16 protein-coding genes, 2 pseudogenes and 1 riboswitch are annotated in these 19,154 nt (G+C 39.1%); all 18 genes and pseudogenes read left to right on the top strand.

Annotated features, from left to right (window positions below):
- The 18 genes and pseudogenes from OWR28_RS21020 to OWR28_RS20935 all read left to right on the top strand — a co-directional run bounded on the left by OWR28_RS21020 (position 1) and on the right by OWR28_RS20935 (position 19,029).
- Positions 1-1,230, top strand: a complete 1,230-nt coding sequence (locus OWR28_RS21020) for an efflux RND transporter periplasmic adaptor subunit (RefSeq protein ID WP_332388364.1) — start codon at positions 1-3, stop codon at positions 1,228-1,230.
- A gap of 133 nt (positions 1,231-1,363) precedes the next feature.
- Positions 1,364-2,244 (top strand): annotated as a pseudogene (locus tag OWR28_RS21015) (bestrophin family protein).
- 16 nt (positions 2,245-2,260) lie between these two features.
- A pseudogene (locus OWR28_RS21010) lies at positions 2,261-3,156 on the top strand (cation diffusion facilitator family transporter).
- A gap of 17 nt (positions 3,157-3,173) precedes the next feature.
- Positions 3,174-3,593 (top strand): Fur family transcriptional regulator, encoded by a 420-nt coding sequence (locus tag OWR28_RS21005; RefSeq protein ID WP_332388362.1) that lies wholly within the window; start codon positions 3,174-3,176, stop codon positions 3,591-3,593.
- Between the two features lie 45 nt (positions 3,594-3,638).
- The gene (locus tag OWR28_RS21000; protein ID WP_332388361.1) at positions 3,639-5,621 is read left to right on the top strand and encodes a heavy metal translocating P-type ATPase; all 1,983 of its coding nucleotides are present in this window, start codon (positions 3,639-3,641) and stop codon (positions 5,619-5,621) included.
- A 578-nt stretch (positions 5,622-6,199) separates the two neighbouring features.
- Complete coding sequence (locus OWR28_RS20995) at positions 6,200-6,562, top strand: hypothetical protein (protein WP_332388360.1); 363 nt, start codon at positions 6,200-6,202, stop codon at positions 6,560-6,562.
- Positions 6,563-6,789: 227 nt separating this feature from the next.
- Positions 6,790-7,173, top strand: a complete 384-nt coding sequence (locus OWR28_RS20990; protein WP_332388359.1) for a hypothetical protein — start codon at positions 6,790-6,792, stop codon at positions 7,171-7,173.
- Positions 7,173-7,727, top strand: coding sequence for an SCO family protein (locus OWR28_RS20985; RefSeq protein ID WP_332388358.1), 555 nt, complete (start codon positions 7,173-7,175; stop codon positions 7,725-7,727). The genes OWR28_RS20990 and OWR28_RS20985 overlap by 1 nt, the downstream gene beginning before the upstream one ends.
- Before the next feature lie 186 nt (positions 7,728-7,913).
- The gene (locus OWR28_RS20980) at positions 7,914-8,588 is read left to right on the top strand and encodes a superoxide dismutase (RefSeq protein WP_332388357.1); all 675 of its coding nucleotides are present in this window, start codon (positions 7,914-7,916) and stop codon (positions 8,586-8,588) included.
- A 4-nt stretch (positions 8,589-8,592) separates the two neighbouring features.
- Positions 8,593-8,961 carry a hypothetical protein gene (locus OWR28_RS20975; RefSeq protein ID WP_332388356.1) on the top strand — a complete coding sequence of 123 codons (369 nt, stop codon included), beginning with the start codon at positions 8,593-8,595 and terminating at the stop codon, positions 8,959-8,961.
- 179 nt (positions 8,962-9,140) lie between these two features.
- Positions 9,141-9,971, top strand: a complete 831-nt coding sequence (locus OWR28_RS20970; RefSeq protein ID WP_332388355.1) for an MbnP family protein — start codon at positions 9,141-9,143, stop codon at positions 9,969-9,971.
- Positions 9,964-11,013 carry a cytochrome c peroxidase gene (locus OWR28_RS20965; RefSeq protein WP_332388354.1) on the top strand — a complete coding sequence of 350 codons (1,050 nt, stop codon included), beginning with the start codon at positions 9,964-9,966 and terminating at the stop codon, positions 11,011-11,013. The genes OWR28_RS20970 and OWR28_RS20965 overlap by 8 nt, the downstream gene beginning before the upstream one ends.
- A 12-nt stretch (positions 11,014-11,025) precedes the next feature.
- Positions 11,026-11,973: a transporter gene (locus tag OWR28_RS20960; protein ID WP_332388353.1), complete on the top strand. Its 948-nt coding sequence runs from the start codon at positions 11,026-11,028 to the stop codon at positions 11,971-11,973.
- Between the two features lie 93 nt (positions 11,974-12,066).
- Positions 12,067-12,254: riboswitch (cobalamin riboswitch) on the top strand.
- Between the two features lie 110 nt (positions 12,255-12,364).
- Positions 12,365-14,398, top strand: a complete 2,034-nt coding sequence (locus OWR28_RS20955) for a TonB-dependent receptor domain-containing protein (RefSeq protein WP_332388352.1) — start codon at positions 12,365-12,367, stop codon at positions 14,396-14,398.
- Positions 14,395-15,528: a YncE family protein gene (locus OWR28_RS20950; RefSeq protein WP_332388351.1), complete on the top strand. Its 1,134-nt coding sequence runs from the start codon at positions 14,395-14,397 to the stop codon at positions 15,526-15,528. The genes OWR28_RS20955 and OWR28_RS20950 overlap by 4 nt, the downstream gene beginning before the upstream one ends.
- 14 nt (positions 15,529-15,542) lie before the next feature.
- Positions 15,543-16,736 carry a cell surface protein gene (locus OWR28_RS20945; protein ID WP_332388350.1) on the top strand — a complete coding sequence of 398 codons (1,194 nt, stop codon included), beginning with the start codon at positions 15,543-15,545 and terminating at the stop codon, positions 16,734-16,736.
- Between the two features lie 35 nt (positions 16,737-16,771).
- On the top strand, positions 16,772-17,905 hold the full coding sequence (locus tag OWR28_RS20940) for a DUF5074 domain-containing protein (protein WP_332388349.1): 1,134 nt from the start codon (positions 16,772-16,774) through the stop codon (positions 17,903-17,905).
- Positions 17,902-19,029: a DUF5074 domain-containing protein gene (locus tag OWR28_RS20935; RefSeq protein WP_332388348.1), complete on the top strand. Its 1,128-nt coding sequence runs from the start codon at positions 17,902-17,904 to the stop codon at positions 19,027-19,029. Before OWR28_RS20940 ends, OWR28_RS20935 begins: the two co-directional genes overlap by 4 nt.
- The last annotated feature ends 125 nt before the right edge of the window (positions 19,030-19,154 follow it).

Below are 19,154 nucleotides of genomic sequence, written 5' to 3'. Positions count from 1 at the left end.
ATGAAACTAAAACACAATATCATATATCTTGCAGTCACGACCCTTTCGATCATAAGCTGCGGAAAACAGGAAAAGGAAACGGAAAATGCTGATGTAAAAACCGAGCAGTCCGAAAAAGGCCATGACGGGGAGCCTCAAAACATAGCTTCTCTTACAGAAGAACAAATGAAATCTGTAGGAGTTGCTTTGGGAACTGTAGAAATGAAAGAGCTTACCTCTACGATAAAAGCCAACGGTTTGCTGAGTGTACCCAACAGTAATAAAGCAACCATTACCTCCCTGTATGGAGGCATCATCAAAACCATCAATATTCAGGTGGGAAGTATTGTAAAAAAAGGGCAGGTGATTGCCACCATTGCCAACCCGGAATACATCCGGCTTCAGGAAGATTATCTGACTACCAACAGCAGAATTACCTATGCAGAACAGGAGTACAGAAGACAGAGAGAGCTTTTTGATAATGATGCAGGAGCGAAGAAAAACCTTCAGAGTGCCGATGCTGAGCTGAAAACATTAAGAACAAAAAGGGCTTCCCTTTTGAAACAGCTCCAGATGATGGGAATAAGCCCGGGAAAAGTCAGTAATGGAAACATGAAATCCGGTTTGGTGATTACAGCACCTATCAGCGGGACGATCAGCAGTATTACGGCACAGATCGGCAGTTATGTTGATATTTCCTCTCCGGTGGCGACAGTAATTGATAATGGCTCTATTCATCTTGATCTTCAGGTATTTGAAAAAGATCTTCCTAAAATGAGAGTAGGGCAGATTGTTCATTTTAAACTGACCAACAACCCGGAAACTGAATATGATGCAAGAATTTACAGCATAGGATCTTCTTTTGAGAACGAAAGTAAAACCATCTCTATGCATTGTGAAGTGATAGGGAACAAATCCGGATTAATCGACGGAATGAACATTACCGGAATTGTAAGCCTTGATAAAAGTACAACTCCTGCAGTACCTACAGAAGCCATTGTAGAAGCAGACGGGAAATATTACGTGTTTATTCAGACCGATAAAAAAGTAGAAGAAGAGCATGAGGAAAAAGGAAAACCTCATCCGAAAACCTTAAATTTTGAAAAAATAGAAGTGGTAAAAGGAACGACTGATATGGGATATACTGCGATTACCCCGGTAGGAAATATTCCGGACAATGCAAAGATTGTGGTGAAAGGAGCCTTTTTCGTGAACGCAAAACTGGTAAATTCCGGGGAACACGAACATTAATGAAAGCATCCGGAATCTGGAAAATGTCAATTTTTATCCTTACATTAGAGCTGTTTACGGAATTTTTATTGAATAAAAACGGCAGGAAAAAAGTAAAGAGTATCTCACCGAATTTTTAATAAATGACCTGATTATGTTACTGAACAAAAAAATATCAGTCTGGTATTTCATCCGTGAAATAAAAACCCAAATTCTGTTCATCGGAATATTTGCCATAGCGATCGGTCTTCTGGACGAGCTGCCATGGTTTCGTAAGATCTCGCTGCCTTTGAATATCCCTGCATTGCTGGGAACAGCAGTATCCCTGCTGCTGGCATTCCGGACTTCCCAGTCCTACGAAAGATGGTGGGAAGCCAGAACCGTTTGGGGAGCCATTGTCAATGATTCCAGAACTTTTGTGAGACTGGTCATTCAGTTTATGCCTGCCGGAGATGATAAAACCATAAAAGGTTTTGCCGAAAGACAGATCATCTGGACCTATGCGCTTGGAGAATCGCTGAGAAAACTTCCTTTTTCTGAAAAAGTACAACAATATCTGGATAAACATCAGATCAAAGCTGTTAACATTCCCAATGCAATGCTGGATGAACACTCCAGACAGCTGAAAGAAATTGCAGCATCCAAAGGATTGACCGATTTCCAGCAGATGCAGCTGAACGATATCATTACAAGACTTTGCGACAGTATGGGAAAATGTGAAAGACTGAAGAATACGGTTTTCCCGCGTTCTTACAGTGTTTTAGTCCATATTTTGATCTATGTTTTTGCCGCTATACTTCCGTTTGGGCTTGATGATTCACAGCTGCTGGTAGAAATTGCAATCACTTTCCTGGTTCCGGTGACATTCATTGCTATTGAAAAAACATCCATCATTATGCAGGATCCGTTTGAAAATGGCCCTGTAGATACTCCGGTGACTTCTCTGGCACAGACCATAGAGATCAATATCAGACAGATGACGGGTGAGCAGAATGTTCCGCCCAAAAAGAAAATACATTGTATTATGAAATGTAAATAAACCATACACCCTATGGAAAACATACCAACACAAACGGTTTCTGCAGGAAGCAGACATAAAAAAAGCCTGCTGATTGTACTCTGCCTTAGCGGAACTTATCTTATTGCTGAGGTAATAGGGGGATATTGACCAACAGTCTTGCATTACTGGCCGATGCAGCCCATATGCTGACTGATGTGGTAGGATTATTGCTGGCATTTATAGCCATCAAAATTGGAGAGAGAAAAGCAGATCCTTCCAGAACATACGGATATTACCGTACTGAAATACTGGCAGCAGTAATGAATGCTGTTGTATTGCTGGGAATTTCAATCTACGTTTTGTTTGAAGCATACCAGAGATTTCAGAATCCGCCTGAAGTACAAAGTAAATCGATGCTGATCGTTGCAGGAATAGGATTGATTGTCAATATTGCCGGAATGATGATCCTGAGAAAAGACTCGGAAGGCAGTCTCAATATGAAAGGAGCTTATTTTGAAGTCCTTTCAGATATGCTTACTTCAATAGGCGTAATGATTGCAGGCGTGATTATGCTGGCAACCGGCTGGTACTATGCTGACCCTTTAATTTCAGCTGCCATCGGACTGTTGATCTTCCCAAGAACATGGAGGCTGTTGAAAGAAGCCATTAATGTCCTGCTGGAAGGAACTCCTAAAGATGTGGATATTCATGCACTCCGGAAATCATTAGAAGAAATTCCGGGAGTAAAAGATGTTCATGATCTGCACGTATGGTCGCTGACATCCAGTGTGAATGCAATGAGTGCACATGTTGTAAAAGAGAACGGATATTCCCAGAATCAATTATTAAAAACATTGACAGATAAAACTGTGAATCATTTTAAAATCAGTCATACAACTTTTCAGATAGAAGAGGAAGGTTATGAAGAAAATGAAGTACATCTGTAAAATTTTAAAAGCGTACAATGAAAAAAGACATAGAACATAAGCTCATTGATAAAAATACCAAACCTACCAGCATGAGGATTCTGGTATATGATTTCTTAAGCTCTCAGGAAGCTGCTTTGTCCCTTTCTGAAATAGAAAATCATTTCGGCAATGCTGATAGAATCACCATCTACAGAACACTGAAAACCTTTGAAGAAAAAGGAATTGTTCACAGCATTCAGGAGAATACAACCACGAAATACAAGCTCTGTGAAGATGATTGTGACGAAAAAACACACAAAGACTGGCACCTGCATTTCTACTGTAAAATATGCAAACAGACTACCTGCAAAGAAGATATCTCCTTCCCTGAAAATATACAGACCAATTTCAGGATAGATGAAATACGGTTATTTGCCAAAGGAATCTGCGAAAACTGTCTTGAAAGTTTGCAATAGCATTGCATCAGTCACATCTTTACATTTGTATAAAAAATATCAGTTATGGAAAAATGCTGTAGTACAACCCCGGAAAAACCAGATACAAAAGGACACAAACATAACCACTCGGATGAAGACGGACATGACCACGATGGCCATGATCACTCTCACGATTCAGGAGATCAGACGGTCTTCCAGATGTTTCTTCCTGCGATTATATCCTTTATCATCTTATTATTGGGAATTGCCTTTGATAACTATATAAAACCCGCATGGTTTACCGGCTGGGTACGTCTGGTATGGTTTCTGGCAGCTTATATTCCTGTAGGATTCCCGGTATTGAAAGATGCTTATAAAAGTATCATCAGGGGAGATGTATTCTCAGAATTCTTTTTGATGGGTATCGCCACTATCGGAGCTTTTGCCATCGGAGAATATCCTGAAGGAGTAGCGGTGATGTTGTTTTATGCCGTAGGAGAAGTATTCCAGTCTATGGCGGTTACCAGAGCCAAAGGAAACATAAAAGCTTTATTGGATCAGCGCCCCGATGAGGTAACGGTGATGGAAAATAACCAGCCTAAAACAATAAAAGCTAAAGAAGCTAAAATTGGAGACACCATACAGCTGAAACCCGGTGAAAAACTGGCTTTGGATGGCGAACTGCTTTCAGACTCTGCTTCATTCAACACGGCAGCTTTAACGGGAGAAAGTAAACCTGATACCAAAAGTAAAGGTGAATTGGTTCTTGCCGGGATGATTAACATGAACAGTATTGCTTTAGTTAAAGTAAATACAGCTTACGAAGACAGCAAGCTTAGCAAAATTCTTGAGCTGGTTCAGAATGCCACCGCTCAGAAAGCACCTACAGAATTATTCATCAGAAAATTTGCGAAAGTATATACTCCAATTGTAGTATTTCTGGCTATAGGAATCTGTTTACTGCCTTATTTCTTTGTGAATGACTATCAGTTCAGGGACTGGCTGTACAGAGCATTGATCTTCCTTGTAATTTCTTGTCCTTGTGCCCTTGTAATTTCAATTCCTTTAGGATATTTCGGAGGCATTGGTGCCGCAAGCCGAAACGGGATCTTATTCAAAGGAAGTAATTTCCTGGATAGTATTGCAGAAATCCAGAATGTAGTGATGGATAAAACGGGAACGATGACTGAAGGTGTATTCAAAGTTCAGGAAGTAAGTATGAGCCCTGAATTTAATAAAGAGGAAATCCTGCAGATGGTGAATGCCCTTGAAAGTAAAAGTACCCACCCTGTCGCGACAGCTATTCACAATTATGTAGGAGATATTGATCACGCCATTCCTTTAGAAAATGTAGAAGAAATTGCCGGGCACGGATTGAAAGCAACCATTAATGGTAAAGAACTTCTGGTAGGAAACTTTAAGCTGATGGATAAATTCAATATCAGCTATGATATCAACCATGCCAATATTGTGTACACGGTAATTGCGGTAGCGTACGATAAAAAATTTGCAGGATATATCACGATTGCAGACAGTATAAAAGAAGATGCCAGAGAAACTGTAGACAATCTGCACAAAATGAATGTAAAAGCTACGATGCTGAGTGGTGATAAAGGTACTGTAGTGAAATATGTAGCAGACCAGCTGGGAATTGACAATGCATTCGGAGATTTGCTGCCTGAAGATAAAGTAAACAAGGTTAAAGAAATCAAAGCTAAAAACCAAACCGTAGCTTTTGTAGGAGACGGAGTCAACGATGCACCTGTAGTAGCTTTAAGTGATGTGGGCATCGCAATGGGAGGCTTAGGAAGTGATGCCACCATTGAAACAGCTGATGTAGTCATTCAGGATGATAAACCAGGTAAAATCCCAATGGCGATCAACATCGGGAAACAAACGAAAAAAATAGTCTGGCAGAATATCATCCTTGCCTTTGCTGTAAAAGCAGTCGTTCTTGTCCTGGGAGCCGGAGGACTGGCCACCATGTGGGAAGCGGTTTTTGCCGATGTAGGAGTAGCGCTGCTCGCTATTTTAAATGCAGTGAGAATCCAGAGGATGAAATTTTAAGAAGCAAATAATAAACACAACTCAATTATATTGAATAAAAGCTCTGCTGGTCTACAGTGGGGCTTTTGTTTTTTAATTAATATCATGCAAGCCATTCCGTATAAATCCGTATTATGCAGTTGAGACTCCTACGGAGTGACAAAGGGACAGCCTTTACTTTCTGTATAAACTATATGATTAAACTATGTGGCTGACAATTGCACAAAGAATAATACACACAGCTTGTCATTCCGCAGGAATCTCTATAAAAATCAATCTCCCCGAATTGAGAGATAAGCAACACCAGCATTACAAACATTAAAAAAACTTGCGTCTTTGAGATTCCAACAAAACAAAGAATTTAAAAAAGCTCTGCCAAAAACATCAGCAAAGCTTTTATCAACAAGATTAAATTGTATATAAAGAACTAAATTTTTATTTAGGTCTAAGTCTCACTCAAAGTTCGGAATAATATTATACCGGTGACAGGCACAGTTTTGTGATTTTTATAGGTAACAGTAGATAGCCATAATGACATTGATCATAAATCTGTGATAAAACAATTTTGAAGTAGTATATTTGTAACAGAGAATACATCGTTGAGGTTAATACTTTCCATATTCATCATTTTTACCGTTGCATTACGTCCTGTTTTGCCACTGGTAAACTATGCTGTGAACTATGATTATATTGTTAAAAACCTTTGTGAGAACAGAAATGTACCGCAATCAACCTGTAACGGGAAATGCTATGTGGAAAAAGAACTGGCCAAAACAGAAAAACAGTCCAATAGTTCTCAAACGATAAAGATGGCCGGGTTAGATGTCTTTGTATCTCATGATATTCTTTCATTTTCCTCACAGCTGAACTCAGAATTACTTACTGAGGTTCCGGATTCAAGCTACTTTAATTCTCATTCTTCAGAATACTTTTCAAGGATATTCCATCCTCCGTTAGCTTAATTTTATTTTTAAACTATACTTTTAGTTTGTAAGTTGAAGTTCTTAAAAGCTTTTACTTATACAATCATTGAAAACACACTGCACAATACAATAAACGATTGTAAGCGGTAAAAAATACATAAGTTCTTAAAGAATTCTGTGTTTATCAGGCTTATCATTCCGTAAGTTTAAGCTGTGTTTTGTGTTATAATTTATTTTAACATTATTAATCTCAATTTACCATTACAATGAAATATCTCGTTATTTCGGCTGCTGTGCTGTCGGTATCATTGCTGTCATGCACCAAAGAAACCCCTAAGGTAAAGCATGCAAGCCACATGGACTCTTCCGGAAAGAAAATAGAAAATGTTCAGGTCGTGAACGAAGAAGATCCTGTCTGCCATATGAAAACAGCCGGATCTCTAAAAGATACTGCGGTATATAAGAATAAAACGTACGGTTTTTGCAGTGTGTACTGCAAAGGTGAATTCAAAAAAATCCTGAAAAATATGCCCAAAAATAAGAAGCCCAATAATAAAAGTAAGGTAATCATTCCTATTGCGTTATTTGCATTGCTTTTCCTGGGAATTGGCATAGGAATGGGCTATTTTAAAAGAATCTTTACACTGTGATGAAAGTTCCGGATTTTGAACTCACTGATCAGAACAGTAAAAAAATCACCAATAAAGACATGCTGGGAAAAGTATATCTTGTTGAGTTTTTCTACAGCAAATGTCCTACCATATGCCCGGTGATGAATACCAATATGAAAGCCATCCAAAACCAGATTAATGACCCAGATTTCGGTATTATCTCTATCAGTATTGATCCGGAAAATGATACCCCTGCAGCATTGAAAGAACATGCTGCAAGAATAGGAGCAAAATCCCCGAACTGGCATTTCCTGACCGGAGACCGTACCTATATTGGTGATCTTGCGGATAAATTTAATATCTACGTTGGCGATAAAGAAGATGAAGGAGAAAGCCTGAACCACAGTGGAATGATCGCTCTGGTAGATCAGGACGGAAATATCCGCTGCAGATATAATAAAGAAAATATGCCGATCCTTTATTATTCAGGATTGAATTACGGAGATCCGGAAGGTAAAACTCCTGTGCTCACAGGAAAATATCATCCCGACAGGGAAATTCTGATTGAGGATATTAAGAAATTATTGAAATAGAGAAGAGGGAAGCTGGATGTTTGAAGCTGGAAGTTATTCCGGACGATGCAGCTCTGGCGATTTTTGAGATGGCTGTAAAGGTAAATAGAAGCTGAAGAAATTATGTTACCGCATTCATTACTTCCAGCCTCCATCTCCCATCTTCCAACTAATAGAAAACATTGTTCAACCATAAACAAAAACGTTATGAAGATTATGAAAATAGCTGCCTTAAGTGCAGTTTTCGCGGCTCAGTTTGTACTGGCTCAGTTTAAGCAGACTCCTCTGCCGTATGCTTATAATGCTCTGGAAGGAAATATTGATGCCCAAACGATGGAAATTCATTATTCAAAACATGGTGCAGCTTATGCAGCCAATTTGAATAAAGCCATTGCAGGCACTCCACAGGAAAAAGAAACGTTGTTTCAGATTCTTTCCAATGTATCAAAACTGCCTGCTGCAGTAAGAAATAATGCCGGAGGACATTACAATCATGAATTGTTCTGGACGGTTCTTACCCCTCAGAAAAACACCCAGCCTTCTGCAAAATTGGCAAAAGCAATCAATGAAACTTTCGGAAGTATGGATGCTTTTAAAGAAAAAATGTCTAAGGCAGGAGCAGACCGTTTCGGTTCCGGTTGGGCGTGGCTTTCTGTAGATAAAAACGGAAAACTATTCGTTTCATCAACTCCAAATCAGGACAATCCTCTGATGGATGTTGTAGAAGAAAAAGGAACTCCTATCTTCGGAATTGATGTCTGGGAACATGCTTATTATTTAAAATATCAGAATAAAAGAGCAGATTATCTTACCGCAATCTGGAATGTTACCAACTGGAAAGAAATCAGCAGAAGATATGACGAAGCGATAAACAAGAAATAAACTCATGAAATTGTTTTACAGCATACTTTTTACTTTTTATATGGTGCTAAGGCCTTTAGTGCCTGTGGTAGAGTATGCTGTAAATTATGATTATATCGTTAAGGTTCTCTGTATTAATAAAAACAGACCCGAGATTCACTGTAATGGAAAATGTTACCTGAGTAAAGAATTGGCCAAAGCTAATGATTCAGAATCTTCCCCTTTTCAGAAACTCAAAAACTCAGGACAGAAAATTCTTGATATTTATATCCTTCCTGAAACTACAGCGATTAATGCTACGGAAAGACGACCGTTTTTCAATTTCAACTTCACTTACGAAACAGCCTATTCTTTTCTGTTTCTGACCCATATTTTCAAACCACCGGTTTTTTAAGTTAAAACTATCACTATTCAACCACAAAAGCCACAAAAGCTTAAGTGTTCTTATCATACATACGGCTTATCACTTAAAAAATTTAAGTGTAAAAACTTCTGTGTCTTTTACGGTAAAAAGAATGTTTTTCACATTCAAAATAACACATTCAAAATTGCATTCAACTTAAAAAATCAACAATGAAAATTTCTCAATTTTTATCACTATTCTGTATTGCCTTTATTTTATTCTCTTTTACAGCGTGCGAAAACAGCAGAGATGATGATAACCCACAGGATACTGCACCAGGAAAACTTCAGATCAAGTTTGAAAATGGATTTAATAACGTAGGAGACATTGTCCTGAATCAGACCGTTCAGACTTCTTCCAACGGTCAGAAACATAATTTTTCTGCTCTGAAATACGTCATCAGTAATATCGCATTGATAGATGAAAATGGAAATGAATTTAAATACAATGAAAACAATCCTGATAAAGGTGCATTTATTGTCGATCAGGCAGATGCCGTAGCCGGAATTATCTACCTTAATCTGGATGGCATTCCGAAAAACAATTATAAAAAAATAAGATTCGGTTTAGGGATCAGTCAGAAAGCCTATTTATTAGGACAGGACGGACAGGCTGAATTCTGGACGAAGGCCAAGCAGAAAGGAATGTCCTGGTCATGGGCAGCAGGATATGTTTTTGTAAAACTGGAAGGGAAATATGGAACAGATGCTGCATCAAAAGAATTCATGAATCATACCGGAAATATGGGGAATACCACAGCCAATAATACTCCGGATCTTTACCGTGAAATCACATTAAACTTTCCAACAACAGCCAGAGTAACAGGACAAATTCGTCCTTCAGTTCATATTCTTGCGGATCTGAACCAGTTTCTGAGCGGAGACAAACCCCTTACTCTTACCACAGCCAATGACATGCTGATGGGTTCCAACCAGCATTTGGTAGACGTTACCAATAATCTTACAAAAATGTTCAAAGTAGACCACGTTCACAATGATTAATTTTTTTATCAAAACAATACTGGTGCTGCTTGTATTCGTATTAAGCTTTATTTCATGTTCTGATGAGGTGATACAACCGCTGGAAAAGGACGAAGCCTACAATCTGCAGTTTCCGTCTTATTTCCCGGAAATGACTTTCGATCAATCGGCCAATCCGGTGACAAAAAACGGAGTGGAGCTGGGACGAAAATTATTCTATGAAGGCAGGCTGTCCAGGAATAATACCATTTCATGCGGTTTCTGCCATATCCAGGAAAATGCTTTTACTCATCACGGCCATACCGTAAGCCATGGCGTGGATGACAGAATAGGAATCCGGAATGCGCCAGCCATTCAGAATATGGCTTTTTTGAAAAGATATATGTGGGACGGTGTGATTCATAATCTGAATGAACAGCCCATCAGCCCGATTACAGATGTGAATGAAATGGACAGCTCTATACCGGAAGCGATTTCGAAAATAAAAGATGATCAGAAATATAAAAAACTGTTCCGAGAAGCTTATGGAGATGAAACCATTACCGGCGAAAGAATTTTAAAAGCATTATCACAGTTTATGGCTTCTTTAATCTCTGCGGATTCAAAATATGACAGATTCAGACAGGGAAAAGAGCAGCTTACTTCGGCAGAATCTCAGGGAATGGTATTGTTCAGACAGAAATGCGCTTCATGCCATAGCGGAGAACTGTTTACTGATGAAAGTTTTCGAAATACAGGAATGTATTACAATACAGAATTCAAAGATGCCGGACGTTACAGGGTTACCCTTAATCAGACAGACTGGATGAAATTCCGTGTCCCCAGCTTAAGGAATGTGGAATATACTGCTCCTTATATGCATGACGGAAGGTTTTACACCTTAGAGGCAGTACTCAATTTCTATTCAGATCAGGTGGAAGATAATCCCAATCTTGATCCCCAGCTGAAACAGAACGGGCATGTTGGAATTGCCATGAACAGCCAGGAAAAACAATCCATCATTGCGTTCCTGAAAACATTATCAGATAAACGTTTTATCTCGAATCCAAAATTTGCAGAATAAATTACAGAAGACATGAAGAAGATTATAATGATACTAAGTTTGATCCTGTTGAATCAGTATCAGGCGAAGGCCATAAGAGACAGCGCTTATATTGCTCCGGAAACTTTTAGCAGTTTCGATTTTGATGATGATTGTGATGCGTGCGGTTGTGCAGCAGGAAACGGTTCTTCCGGTTTTGAATCTTTGCTGAATCCACAGTTTATCGGAATCAAATACTTTGCACAACATTACAAAGCCAAAGAAAATTTATTTGTAAAAGACCTTACGCAGGATCAGTATTTCAATACTTTACAGCTTTGGGGGAAAGTTCCACTGACTAAAAAACTAAGTGTTTATGCAAGTCTGCCCTTCCATTTCCATGAAAAACGGACCATGCAGGGAGGTATCAAAATCAATGGAGTAGGGGATATGAATCTGATGGGAATTTACCAGCTGATGAATTCTAAAGATAATTTCCATCACCTGAGCGGAGGTTTAGGCGTGAAAATTCCTCTGGGAAAATTTGATGAAAAAGGAGCATCCGGTGTCAATCCAAGTTTTCAGCTGGGAACCGGAAGCTGGGATTATCAGGCTGCTTTGAATTATAAATTTCAAAAGAATAAGGTCGCAGTATTAGTCAATACAGACTATACGATCAAAACAGAGAACAAGAAAAATTACCGTTTCGGAAACCAATGGAACTATGCCGCAACAGGTTTTTATCAGGTTGCAGGAAACGAAAAGTCGATCTTTTCTGTAAAAACCGGAGTGCAGGGTGAAGTGTATGCACAGAATAAACAGTTTGATGAAGCCCTGCCCAATACAGCAGGAAGCGCTTTGTACGGAAAATTAGGCTTTGAAGCTTCCTATAAAAAGCTGAGCCTGGGAAGTGAAGTCATGCTTCCGATGTATACTCATCTGGCGGGAGGAGATATTGAAGCCAAATCAAGATTCAGTATTTTCCTGAATATTGGAATTTAAAAAGAAAACCCTCGTTGAAATCATGTTAAAGCTCCTTCGGGAGCTTTAATTGTTTATAAATCATGATTTTAGTTGGGTATTAGGAATAATTATTTATCTTTGCCGGAATTTGGTGAGCCGTAAAAAGCTCTTAAAAGGGAATCCGGTGAAAATCCGGAACAGACCCGCTGCTGTAAGCTCCGCACCAAAGTTTTTGAAGAAAAATATCCACTGTTTTCAGGAATGGGAAGGATTTCAAAAATGGAGTAAGTCAGAAGACCTGCCAGAAAATAATCGTTTGACGCTTTCGTGGAATAAAGCTTAGGACATCAATGATTCTGTGCAGTGACCGTTGTGCTTTATCCTTGTATTCTTATATCCATTAGCGTCATCATTATCCCTAAATGAGCTAATGGTGGCAAAACTAACTACTTCTGCAATTTATAAAGCTGTTTTCACTATACTGGTGTTAACATCCCATCTTGTGCTTTCCCAAACCAGGAAAAAAGACAGTCTTCAGGAAGAAACCATTAAAGGAATCAACCTTTATAAAAAGAATTTCAAAGAAATCCTTCCTGCACAAACTTTACAGGGCGAACAGCTGGAAAGACTGAACAGTCATTCTGTAGCAGATGCGCTGCGGTATTTTTCGGGTGTCCAGATTAAAGATTATGGTGGATTGGGTGGTTTGAAAACCATTAATATCCGAAGCATGGGAAGCCAGCATGTAGGGGTTTTTTATGACGGGATTCAGTTGGGAAATGCCCAGAACGGACTGGTTGATCTCGGAAGATACTCTTTGGATGATCTTGAAGAGATATCATTGTACAACGGTCAGAAAAGTGAGATTTTTCAGCCGGCAAAAGATTTCGGTTCTTCAGGGTCTATTTATTTACAGCCTAAAACGCCTGTTTTTAAAGGAACAAGAAAAACGAATCTTACAATAAGAGCAAAAAGTGCTTCCATAGACCTTTTCAATCCGTCATTCCGTTTGGAGCAGAAGATTTCAGAAAGGGTTTCTGCCAGCTTCAGTGGAGAATTTATGCAGAGTGACGGAATTTACAGATTTCGGTATGCCAAGAAATATCCTGACGGGCAGCAGGCTTATGATACCATTGCCAGGAGACAGGACTCAGATATCAAGGCAAAACGTTTTGAAACTTCTTTAAATGGAATTTTAAATAACGGAAGCTGGAATATCAGAGGGTATGGGTATATTTCAGACCGCGGAATGCCGGCACCTATAGTCAACGGACGTTTTGGAGGAAGAGGAGCGAGACTTTCTGATGAAAATTATTTTGTACAGGCCAAGCTGAGAAAAAAGCTGTTCCCGAAATTTGAAACACAGCTGAAAGCAAAATTCGCATACGATTATACCCATTTTATGGATACGGTTCGCTCACAGTCTGTCATTCATACCGATAACACTTATATTCAACGGGAGTTTTATATTTCCTCATCCAATATCTATTCAATCACACCCAACTGGGATGTCAGTCTGAGCGGGGATTTTCAGTACAATAATCTGGATGCCAATCTGGATAATTTTTCATATCCTACGCGCTATACCACATTGGTAGCGTTGGCAACAACCTATCAGTGGAACAGGTTCAAAATTCTGGGAAGCCTTTTAGGAACTTTTACATTTGAAGAAGTAAGGAAAAACAAAAGACCGGGAGATGCCAGGGAGTGGACGCCAGCCGTATTTATGAGCTATCAGCCGGAGATCATCCCGGAACTGACACTCAGAGCATTCTATAAACGGATTTTCCGGCTTCCAACCTTCAATGATCTCTATTATACCAATATCGGAAACACTTACCTGAAGCCGGAATTTACCAACCAGTATGATCTTGGATTTACCTATCAGAAGAATTATAGCAACCGTCTCGTTAAAACCTTTTATGCTAAAGTTGATGGTTACTACAATAAAGTACAGGATAAAATTGTAGCCGCTCCCAACGGAAGCATGTTCCGCTGGCTGATGATGAACCTTGGAATGGTTGAAATCATTGGTGCTGATGTGAATGTACAGACAGAACTTCAGCTGGGAAAAGTAACTCTTAGACCTTTGCTTTCCTATACTTATCAGAGTGCAAAAGATGTGAGTGATCCTGAAGATACTTTCTACAAAAATCAGATTCCTTACACACCATGGCATAGCGGATCTTTCAGTCTGATGGCAGATTATAAAGACTGGAGCTTCAATTACAGCGCAATGTATGTGGGAGAAAGATATGATGTGAACCAGGATAATATTCAGTACAATTATGTGCAGCCATGGTATACTCATGATCTCTCTGTTCAGAAAAAATTCAGATGGGCGAATCATCAATTTAAAGTAAGCCTTGAGATGAATAATATTTTCAATCAATACTATGATGTGGTTATCAATTATCCGATGCCCGGAAGAAATTTTAAACTTATTCTAAACTTTAGCCTATGAGAAAACTAAACTTTTATTTTTTATTTCTTGTCTTAGCTTTTCTTACGTCATGCCGTACAGATGATATTATTGTCCGTCAGGAAGTGGTAGAAGGGCTTCCTTCAGAAAATACTGCAATAAAAGGCTTTTACATGCTGAATGAAGGGAATATGGGCAGTAACAAATGTACCCTGGATTTTTTTGATTATACCAAAGGAACTTATTTCAGAAATATTTACGCGGAAATCAATCCCAATGTGGTAAAAGAACTCGGTGATGTAGGAAATGATATCAAAGTGTATGGAAGCAAACTTTATATTGTTGTCAATGTTTCCAACAAAATAGAAGTGCTGGATGCCAGAACAGCTAAACGCATTACGTCTATTCCTTTGCAAAACTGCAGATATCTTGCCTTCAAAGACGGGAAAGTTTATGCCAGCAGCTATGCGGGTCCTGTAGCTATTAACCCGAAAGCTCCAAAAGGAAAAGTAGTGGAAATCGATACAACATCGCTCTCTATCCAGCGTGAAGTAGTGGTAGGCTATCAGCCGGAGGAACTGGAAATTGTAGGAAATGCCTTATTTGTAGCCAATTCTGGAGGATACAAAGCTCCTGATTATGATAATACGGTTTCCGTAATCGATCTGAATACTTTTACAGAAATTAAAAAAATAGAAGTTGCTATTAACCTTCATCACATTAAAAAGGACAATTACGGTGATCTGTATGTAAGCTCCAGAGGAGATTATTATAATGTTCCTTCCAATCTTTATGCAATAGATGCAGCAACAGGAACTGTCAAGAAAAACTTTCATCTCTCAGTCAGTGAAATGACGATCGTGAATGATAAACTCTATTTCTATGGCAATGAATTCAATTACAATACCCACAGCTATAAAAAATCATTTGGGATTATTGATGTGAAAACAGAAGAGATTATCGCCAACAGTATTTTTGATAAAGAATATGAAGCCGCTATTAAAACACCTTACGGAATTGCCGTAAACCCCATCACAGAAGATATCTACATCACAGATGCCAGAAATTACGTATCAATGGGATTGGTGTACTGCTTTGATAAAAACGGACACTTTAAATGGAAAACGGAGGGTGGAAATATCCCTGCCCACTTCGCTTTTTTATACAAATAACCAAACTTTAAAACATGAACAGAAATACCTTTACTTATTTAAAAGCCGGATTTTTATCCTTTTTCCTTTTAGGAGTGATTGCCTGTAAACACGATGACGAAGATGAATTTACATTCAGAGGGCTTGATGATTCTTACACCATTGAACGCTTGAAAGTATTAAGTATTCCTACGAATGCATCAGGATCGGTTACCTGGAGTATTAACGATTCTATTATTTCTCAAAACCCGGAACTTGAATTTATCAGTCTGAATGCTGATGCTTATCCTCTGACTTTAAAGATTAACAGTAAAGGAAACGAACAGGTTTTTCATTCTAAAATTATTGTTACCAAAGAAAAAACACCTTATAGTAAATACATTTCAAAAATATTGGAGTTCCGTCCCGCGGTTGGGCAGTTCATGAACGAAATCCCGGAATATGTACCCGGAAATACAGCTGCTAATATGCTCCAGAAAGCCAATGAATCCTTAGTTGGAGGCAATTCTACCATGATCAGTCTGGGAGGATATGGCGGATATGTTGTGTTCGGGTTTGACCATACCATCCCCAATCTGAATGGAAGGGATTTTAAAGTACTGGGAAATGCATTCTTTGGAAATGATGCCAGTGAGCCGCGTTCAGGATCCTGTGAGCCGGGGATTATTATGGTAGCTTACGACAGAAACAAAAACGGAAAGCCGGATAACGATGAATGGTACGAAATTGCAGGCAGTGAATATTTTAAAAATACGACCGTAAAAAACTACACCATAACCTATTATAAGCCTGACGAAAATAAAACACCTGTAGCCGGAACTGAATTCTGGCAGACTGATGTGGAATATATAAAGTGGAGTGATAATCTTGGCAATCAGGGATTCAAAACAAAAAATACCTTTCACGCACAAAGCTATTATCCTTTGTGGTTTACCGATAGTTCTTACGGCTTTTCGGGAACCAGGCTTGCAAATAATTTCTTCGATCAGAACGGAGACGGTTCCTATTGGGTAGGAAAATCATATGAGTTCGGATATGCAGATAATGCTCCGAATAATGATGAAGCTTCCAATATTGATATTTCATGGGCAGTAGACAGAAGCGGAAAATATGTAAAACTTCCTGGAATCGATTTTATGAAAATATATACGGGAGTCAATCAGGAAGCCGGCTGGCTGGGAGAGGTTTCTACAGAAGTGGCAGGAGCTTATGATCTGCACTTCAAATAATAAATCAATAATACAATCTATTTAAATTAATAAAAATGAAAAAGTTTTATCTTTTTATGATGCTTTTTCTGTTTGCATGCTTATCCAATGCACAGATAAAAGTACAGGGAGTACCCAGAAATGATATTTCAGGGATCAGTCAGCTTAATACCACTACCATCAGTTTTTCTGATATTCAGTATTGGGTAGGGTCGGGAGCCAATCAGGCTGCTTTTGTCGTACAGTGGAATGACGCTAAAAATCCTGATGCTATGGTCTGGGGCTACAAATGGGACGGAAATGCCACAGGAGAAGACATGCTGAAAGCCATTGCTAAAGCAGATCACAGGCTGTACACTTTGCTGTATCAGGGAACACAGTTCGGATCAGCAGTCGGGGGAATAGGTTTTGATCTTAACGGTCAGGGTACCAACGCCCTGATCAAAAACGGAAATACCACATATCCGTTATATCCTGTGAACGGTTTTGTAAACACAACAGCTTATGATTTTGACAGTTATACAATTGTAGACGCTGCCAATGATCACTGGCAGTCAGGATGGACAGTTAACGGATACTGGGCTTATTGGGTAAAGAATCCGGCTGATGCAGATTTCGGATATTCCAGTGTTGGGGCTTCTTCACGTACATTGCAAAATGGTTCATGGGATGTATGGAATTTCAATGTAGGATTTAATGAAACACCTGTTTCTTCTACCATTACTCCGGTTTCTCCATACGTAGCTTCTACAAACTATACCAACGGATATTTTATGGTAAACGAAGAATGGTTTGGCCATACCAACGGTTCTGTAAATTTCATTGATAATAACGGTCAGATCAATTATCGTGTTTACAGTAATGCAAACAATAACCAGGCTTTCGGTGCCACCACACAATACGGAACAATCTATGGAGACAAATTTTACTTTGTATCAAAGCAGGCTGCCGATGGAGGAGATACTCAGTATACGCCGGGTGGAAGACTGGTTGTAGCCAATGCGCAGACCATGCAGAAAATTGCTGGATTTAATAACATCGGAGGTGGTGATGGAAGATCATTTGTAGGGGTGAACGTGCATAAAGGTTATATTGGTACTTCTACCGGAATAGTCCTTTTCAATATCGACAATCTGCAGGTAGGTTCCCTGATTACCGGAACCGGCGGAACCGGCCAGATTGAAACATGATCCGTACTTCACAATATGTATTTGCAGTGAAGCAGGGGGTCGGAATTTTAGTAATCGATCCCAATACGGATACCATAGTGAGCACTGTTGCCGGAGGATTCTATTCAGTAGTTCAGGCTAAAGACGGAAGTATATGGGGAATTCAGGATCAGAAGCTGATCAGCATCAACCCTACCACGTTTGCAACACAGGTTTACAATATTCCTACCACTAAATACATTGGGGACTGGGGAGCATGGAATGCAGGAAGATTTACGGCAAGTAATAAAGAAAATGCCTTATACTGGATCAATTCAATCAGCAGCTTTAGTTCAGGAACACAGATTGTAAGATTTGATGTTACAACAAAAACATTTAACGAAAACTTTGCAGCAATTCCGGGACAGACAGGGCAGTTTAAGCAAATTCCTTACGGTGCAGCTCTTCGTGTAAACCCTGTTACCGGTGAACTTGTTCTGAATACCACAGAAAGCGGGTATGGTGCACACTTCCAGAAAAACTGGATTCATACCTACAATATGAGCGGGACTCTTATCAATACCAAAACACTGAATGATTATTATTGGTTCCCTGCATTGACGGTATTTACCAATAATTCAGTTCCTGTTGTAAGCAATATTTTACCTTCACAGTTTACAGCAGCAAATACGACTTCGATCGATCTGAAATCAGTAATCTCTGATGCGGACAACATGACAGTATCGGTTGTAAAGTCTATAAAATCAAACAGCAATCCTACAGTCGTTTCCGCAGTGATTAATAATAATGACGAGCTGGTTTTGACACCACTTGTTTCAGGTACATCTGATATTGTGATCAGCTTTAATTCCAATGGTAAATTAGTGGAGAAAACACTTACAGTGACTAGTACAACATCAACTCTGGCTACTGCTGAGGTGAAGAAACTTGAATTCAGTATGTACCCTAATCCGGTTACTGATATTCTTACCATTAAAACACAGGAGAAAATTCAGAATGTTTCTATCTATGATGCTTCTGGCAGAGCCATCAATGCACAGCTGAATAACGGACAAATCAATGTAAGTGCTCTTCCAAAGGGTGTTTATATTGTAAAAGCGGTAACAGATAAAGCGGTATATCAGCAAAAAGTTATCAAAAACTAATACTATTTTAGATAGTTAATCTTGTTAGTCTAACCCTGGCCAAATTGGTCAGGGTTTTTTAGTAAATATTGAATTGTAAATAAAAGCCCGGCAAGCTTAAAAGCTTGCCGGGCCTGATCTGTTAT

The organism is Chryseobacterium sp. 1B4 (assembly GCF_036631475.1).
In the GTDB taxonomy this organism is placed as follows: Bacteria; Bacteroidota; Bacteroidia; order Flavobacteriales; family Weeksellaceae; genus Chryseobacterium.
This window is presented reverse-complemented; position numbering and strand designations above follow the sequence as displayed.

Bases quoted from the DNA above. Each gene is read 5' to 3' on its own strand.
- OWR28_RS21020 (WP_332388364.1), top strand. From the start codon at position 1: ATGAAACTAAAACACAATATCATATATCTTGCAGTCACGACCCTTTCG.
- OWR28_RS21005 (WP_332388362.1), top strand. From the start codon at position 3,174: ATGAAAAAAGACATAGAACATAAGCTCATTGATAAAAATACCAAACCT.
- OWR28_RS21000 (WP_332388361.1), top strand. From the start codon at position 3,639: ATGGAAAAATGCTGTAGTACAACCCCGGAAAAACCAGATACAAAAGGA.
- OWR28_RS20990 (WP_332388359.1), top strand. From the start codon at position 6,790: ATGAAATATCTCGTTATTTCGGCTGCTGTGCTGTCGGTATCATTGCTG.
- OWR28_RS20985 (WP_332388358.1), top strand. From the start codon at position 7,173: ATGAAAGTTCCGGATTTTGAACTCACTGATCAGAACAGTAAAAAAATC.
- OWR28_RS20980 (WP_332388357.1), top strand. From the start codon at position 7,914: ATGAAGATTATGAAAATAGCTGCCTTAAGTGCAGTTTTCGCGGCTCAG.
- OWR28_RS20975 (WP_332388356.1), top strand. From the start codon at position 8,593: ATGAAATTGTTTTACAGCATACTTTTTACTTTTTATATGGTGCTAAGG.
- OWR28_RS20970 (WP_332388355.1), top strand. From the start codon at position 9,141: ATGAAAATTTCTCAATTTTTATCACTATTCTGTATTGCCTTTATTTTA.
- OWR28_RS20965 (WP_332388354.1), top strand. From the start codon at position 9,964: ATGATTAATTTTTTTATCAAAACAATACTGGTGCTGCTTGTATTCGTA.
- OWR28_RS20960 (WP_332388353.1), top strand. From the start codon at position 11,026: ATGAAGAAGATTATAATGATACTAAGTTTGATCCTGTTGAATCAGTAT.
- OWR28_RS20955 (WP_332388352.1), top strand. From the start codon at position 12,365: ATGGTGGCAAAACTAACTACTTCTGCAATTTATAAAGCTGTTTTCACT.
- OWR28_RS20950 (WP_332388351.1), top strand. From the start codon at position 14,395: ATGAGAAAACTAAACTTTTATTTTTTATTTCTTGTCTTAGCTTTTCTT.
- OWR28_RS20945 (WP_332388350.1), top strand. From the start codon at position 15,543: ATGAACAGAAATACCTTTACTTATTTAAAAGCCGGATTTTTATCCTTT.
- OWR28_RS20940 (WP_332388349.1), top strand. From the start codon at position 16,772: ATGAAAAAGTTTTATCTTTTTATGATGCTTTTTCTGTTTGCATGCTTA.
- OWR28_RS20935 (WP_332388348.1), top strand. From the start codon at position 17,902: ATGATCCGTACTTCACAATATGTATTTGCAGTGAAGCAGGGGGTCGGA.